General features: G+C 66.9%; 4 protein-coding genes. All 4 read right to left on the bottom strand.

All coding sequences use genetic code 11. The features are described 5' to 3' along the window. Positions 1 to 1,385, bottom strand: a 1,385-nt coding sequence (gene mutL, locus AC4FAH_RS06375) for a DNA mismatch repair endonuclease MutL (RefSeq protein ID WP_490245780.1), incomplete at its 3' end; no start/stop codon positions are given. 163 nt (positions 1,386 to 1,548) lie between these two features. Next, complete coding sequence (locus AC4FAH_RS06370; protein WP_287024350.1) at positions 1,549 to 3,003, bottom strand: N-acetylmuramoyl-L-alanine amidase; 1,455 nt, start codon at positions 3,001 to 3,003, stop codon at positions 1,549 to 1,551. Between the two features lie 121 nt (positions 3,004 to 3,124). Further along, the gene (tsaE, locus tag AC4FAH_RS06365; RefSeq protein ID WP_043335197.1) at positions 3,125 to 3,610 is read right to left on the bottom strand and encodes a tRNA (adenosine(37)-N6)-threonylcarbamoyltransferase complex ATPase subunit type 1 TsaE; all 486 of its coding nucleotides are present in this window, start codon (positions 3,608 to 3,610) and stop codon (positions 3,125 to 3,127) included. Next, positions 3,591 to 5,396 (bottom strand): NAD(P)H-hydrate dehydratase, encoded by a 1,806-nt coding sequence (locus AC4FAH_RS06360; protein ID WP_490245779.1) that lies wholly within the window; start codon positions 5,394 to 5,396, stop codon positions 3,591 to 3,593. Before AC4FAH_RS06360 ends, tsaE begins: the two co-directional genes overlap by 20 nt. Positions 5,397 to 5,448 lie beyond the last annotated feature (52 nt).

Genomic DNA, 5,448 nt, shown 5'->3' with positions numbered 1-5,448 from the left:
AGCAGATGATCTTCGCTGGGGTGCAGTGCCCGATAGCCGGCCATGAACTGACGCACACGCTCGGCACTCAGGCGTTCGCTGGAGCGGCCATCACCGGCAGGCGGCAGCTGCGAGGAAGGCTGCCAGGGGGCCGCAGGGCGGCCTGCAGGCGCGCTCGACGAGTCCGACGAGTCGCCCCCAGCCTGCGGACCGGCCGATGTCGATTGCTGTTCGGAGGCGGCATTTGGCTGGGCGTCCTGCTCCTGACGGCCAAGGCGCATGCCCTGCTGCTGCCAACCGGGGTCCTCCTCCTTCTCCTGCCCCTCGATGCCGGTAGGCGCGGCGCTGTTGTCACCGGGGCGCACCTCGGCCAGCGCCTTGTGCAGGCTCGAGAACAGGAAGTCATGCACCAGTCGCCCGTCCCGGAAGCGCACTTCGTGCTTGGTCGGGTGAACGTTGACATCCACCACCGTCGGGTCGAGCTCCAGATAGAGCACGAACACCGGATGCCGACCATGGAACAGCACGTCGCGATAGGCCTGACGCACGGCATGCGCGACGAGGCGGTCGCGCACCACGCGGCCATTGACGAAGAAGTACTGCTGATCGGCCTGGGCACGCGAGTGCGTCGGCAAGCCCACCCAACCGGACAGACGCAGGCCGGAGGCCTCGATATCCAGATGCAGCGCATGCTCGAGGAAGTTGCGCCCGAGCAGCGCACCGATACGCCGTTCCACCGTCAGGGTGTCTTCACCGGCACGCAGCTGATGCACCACCTTCTGGTTGTGACGCAGGGTCCAGCCGATATCGTGGCGTGACAATGCCAGCCGCCGGAAGCTTTCCTCGACATGACCGAACTCGGTCTTCTCGGTACGCATGAACTTGCGGCGCGCCGGCGTATTGAAGAACAGATCACGCACCGCGACGCTGGTGCCACGCGGATGCGGCGCCGGGGAGACGCGCGGCGCCATCTCGCGCCCTTCCGCCACCACGCGCCAGCCGTTGGCCGGCTCATCCGAGACATTCGAGAACAGCTCCAGCCGCGAGACCGAACTGATCGAGGCCAGTGCCTCGCCCCGGAAACCGAGGCTCGCCACGCCCTCGAGATCATCCAGGCTCTCGATCTTGCTGGTCGCATGCCGTGACAGCGCCAGCGGCAGGTCTTCCTCGGTGATGCCGCAGCCGTTGTCGCGCACGCGAATCAGCCGCGCACCGCCACCTTCCAGCTCCAGCTCGATGCGGGTGCTGCCGGCATCGATGGCGTTCTCGACCAGCTCCTTGACCACGGAAGCCGGCCGCTCCACGACCTCACCCGCCGCGATCTGGTTGGCGAGGCGCGGATTGAGGATACGGATCCGTCGCTCGCCAGGGCGAGCGGGCTGCATGTCGGTCAGCTCGTCAGACATCGATAGACTCCTGGATACACGAGCGAAAAACGCCGCTTCTCTGAAAACGATACTGTCCGCCGACCCAGCCACGGCAAGCAACGCATGCCGGAACTGCATCAGCGGACAGTGTCTGCGCCCCGCCAACGCAAGGCGCGGTCAGGGCGACTTCATGACGTCAGGTTCAGCTGCGTGGAATCTTGAGCAGCTGGCCCACGCGCACCGTGTCGCCACTCATGTTGTTGGCCTGCTTGAGGGCCGCCATGCTCACGTTGTGGCGCTGGGCCACTTCCGACAGCGTATCGCCACTCTTGACGCGATATTCGCCGCCGTTGCCACCGCGTGCCTGGCTGCGCTGCCATGCCAGCAGACTTGCGGGCGGCGGATTGCGCTCGAAGTGGCTCTGGATTCCCGAGAAGATCGAGCGCGCCAGCTTCTCCTGATAGGGACCGCTGTTGAGGTTGCGTTCTTCCTGGGGGTTGGAGATGAAGCCCGTCTCCACCAGCAGCGAGGGGATATCCGGCGACTTGAGCACCACGAAGCCCGCCTGCTCCACCTGACGCTTGTGCAGGGAATTCATGCGCCCGAGGTTGGCCAGCACGCCGCTACCCGCCGCCAGCGAATCGTTGAGCGTCGCGGTCATGGTCAGGTCGAGCAACACGCCCCGCAGCATCTCATCCTTGTCATTCAGGCTGAGATTGCCATCCACGCCCCCGATCAGGTCAGCACGGTTTTCGGTGGCGGCCAGCCAGCGTGCGGTCTCGGACGTCGCGCCGCGGCTTGAGAGCGCAAAGACCGAACTGCCGTGCGGGCGCGGACTGTTGAAGGCATCGGCGTGAATCGAGACGAAGAAGTCCGCCTTCTGCTCACGCGCGATCTCGGTGCGCTTGCGCAGCGGAATGTAGTAATCGCTGTTGCGGGTCAGGATGGCCTTGAAGCCGGGCTGGGCATCGAACATGCGCTTGAGGCGCTTGCCGATCTTGAGCACCACATCCTTCTCTCGAGTCCCGCTGGGGCCGCTTGCGCCCGGGTCTTCCCCGCCGTGGCCAGGGTCGATCGCGATGATGATGTCACGCTTGGGATGTGCCGCCGCCTGGGTATTGACCACAGGTTCCGCCGGCTCGCCCTTCAGCTTGCGCTTGGCCGCGGCCTGTTCCTGCTCGCGGATACGGGCCTCGATGGGGTCGATGGGATTCTCGACCGCCGACTCGCCGGGGAACTCGAGATCCACCACCAGGCGATTGCCGTACTTGGCATTCGGCGCCAGCGTGAAGTCCTTGGGATTGACCGGGCGCGTCAGGTCGAGCACCACACGCAGGGCATCCCCCTGACGCCCGCTGCGGATCGACTTGATGGCGCTGCCTTCGAGATTCAGCGCGGTGAACTTGCGCTCGACCGCGGCACTGGCCACTTCGCTGCCGGCAAGGTCGATCACCAGACGGCGCGGATTGTCGAGGCCGAAGACCTTGGCCTTGGCGGCACTGTCGAGATCGAACACCAGCCGCGTGTGGTCCGGTGCGGTCCACAGGCGCAGGTTCTCGACCTTGGCGGCCAGCGCCTGCGGCGCCAGCACCAGACTGGCAAGCGAGCAGACGACGCCACCCGCCAGCCAGCGACGGAAGCTGCGCGCCAGACGCATACGGGGGATTTTGGACGCTATTTCAGGCATCAGACAGGATGACCCAGACAGAAAGAACATGAATGAAGATAACGAATGATCGGACACTGCGCCGCCAGACATCGCAAGCGGAACGGCGTCATCATGCCTGAGAGGTTCGGCGCTCGGCCAGTGTTGCCAACCAACCCTCACCTCGCGGTGTCAGGGCAGTCAATTCGGCCTCGCGTCCTTCGTCGGCGACGAACAGCGTGATGCGCAGATCCGGCGTGGGCAGAAAGCCCTGACCACAGCTCGGCCACTCGATCAGCGCCAGGCTGTCGGCGGCGAGCAGATCGCGCCCCCCGATGAACTCGAGCTCTTCAGGGTCGGCGAGGCGGTAGAGGTCGAAGTGGTTGATGTGCCACTCGCCACCCTCGGCCCGTGGCAGCACGTAGGGCTCCACCAGGGTGTAGGTCGGGCTCTTGACCGCGCCCTGGTGACCATAGGCGCGCAGCACGCCGCGGGTCAGGGTCGTCTTGCCCGCCCCCAGCTCGCCCTCCAGGAACACCAGCCCGCGGCCGGCAAGGATATTTCCCAATTGAGTGCCGAAGGCAACCTGGGCGTTTTCATCAGACAGAAGTATGCGCATCTCGGGCCCGTGGATTGAGCAATAAATGCATATAGGATGCCAGATCACCTGCGAGCAGGCCACGTTCACCACGCTCCTGTACCGCCCGGTCGGCCGCCAGGGCATGCACCAGCACCCCAAGCCTTGCCGCCTGCGCCATGGCGCGCGTGACTCGCCGGGCCTGCGCCGCCTCATCCTGGGAGGAACGCGGCTGGCGTGCATCGAAGCCGCCGTTGAGCGCCTGCGCCGCCAGACCCGCGATGATGCCACCCAGCACATCGCCCATGCCGCCACTGGCCATGCCCGGATTGCCGTAGGGGCAGAGCGCCACCGCCGGCCCCTCGAGTACCCCCGCAGGGCTCGCCACCAGACTGCCCGCGCCCTTGAGCACCACGCTGCCGCCGAAACGCTGCTGGAGTGCTCTTGCGGCTGCGATCCGGTCGTGTTCGATGTCCGCCACACTGCAATCGAGCAAACGCGCGGCCTCACCGGGGTGCGGCGTCAGCACCCAGTCGTCGCGACGAATGATCTCGCCTTCGCTCGCGCGCCAGGCCAGCAGGCTCAGGCCATCGGCATCCACGACCAGCGGCTGCCCCGCCGCCAGCACCCGCGACATGCCGCCCCAGCCCCACAGCATGCTCTCGAGACTCTCGGTGCCCATGCCGGGCCCGACCAGCGTCACGCTGGCCTGTGCCAGCTGTGATTCCAGCACGGCGAAGCCATCATGACTGCTGCCCTCCGGGCCACTCTTGAGGCCGCGGGCCATGACCTCGGGGCAGCGCGTCAGGCTGGCGCTGATATGCGCGGGTGCCGTCAGCAGCGCGACCTTGCCGGCGCCGGCCCGCGCCGCCGCCTCACTGGCCAGCAACACCGAGCCCCCCAGCCCCGGCCCGCCGCCGAAGACCAGCACACTGCCGGTATCGCCCTTGTGGGCCAGCGGCGAGCGCGGCACCAGCTCGGACTCCAGCCAGCGCGGTGTCAGCCGCTGCACGGCGTCCTCTGCCAGCAAGGCTGCGGTGCGCGACTGCGCGACCACCTCCGGCAACACGCGCGCCGCGCCCAGGCGCGCCAGACTGACGTGCCCGGCGTGCAGCTCGGCGCGTCCGGTGTGCAGGCCCGGCTTGTCGACCAGAAACGTCAGCGTCACATCCGCTTCCACGGCGACACCCGCGACCGCGCCCGTCGCGGCGTTCAAGCCTGAGGGCACATCCAGCGCCATGACATGCACACCCTGCTGATGAGCGTGATTGATGCGCTCGATGACTTCGACCACGCTGCCGCGCGGCGCATCGCGCAGGCCGATGCCGGTCAGCGCATCCACCAGCAAGGGCCAGCCCTTGAGCAGCGCATCCGCCGCCTCCTCATCGGCCTTCGGCCATGCCAGCGTCTCGACACCAGCCTCGCGCGCCGCGATCGCGGCCAGCTGCGCATCACCGGTCAAGGCATCCTCCGGCGTCAAGGCGATGACTCGCACCTCGAAGCCCGCCAGCAATGCCAGGCGCGCCAGCAGATAGCCATCACCGCCATTGTTGCCGCCACCACACAGCACGCACAGCCTGCGCGCCTCCGGCCAACGCTGACGCAGCAGATCGAACGCCGATTGCGCGGCGCGCCCCATCAGGCGCTTCTCCACCGGCGCCTCGCTCTGGCCACTGTCAGCGGCGACGGTCTCCTCCGCGAGCATCCAATGCTCCAGATCACGCAGCGCCGCCAACGGCCACAGACAGTTGACCGAACGCCACAGCGTCATGGTCGCCGAAGATGCCGGGGGGCAGGTCTGGTCAGAGGTCGATTCGTGCGCTGTCATGCCTACACTCCTTGTCTGGATATCCATTGCCTGACTGGATGTTCGTTGCCTG

The organism is Cobetia sp., from assembly GCF_983723665.1.
Note: the sequence above shows the minus strand (reverse complement) of the source record. Positions and strands in the feature narration are given on the sequence as shown.

Bases quoted from the DNA above. Each gene is read 5' to 3' on its own strand.
- AC4FAH_RS06370 (WP_287024350.1), bottom strand. From the start codon at position 3,003: ATGCGTCTGGCGCGCAGCTTCCGTCGCTGGCTGGCGGGTGGCGTCGTC.
- tsaE (WP_043335197.1), bottom strand. From the start codon at position 3,610: ATGCGCATACTTCTGTCTGATGAAAACGCCCAGGTTGCCTTCGGCACT.
- AC4FAH_RS06360 (WP_490245779.1), bottom strand. From the start codon at position 5,396: ATGACAGCGCACGAATCGACCTCTGACCAGACCTGCCCCCCGGCATCT.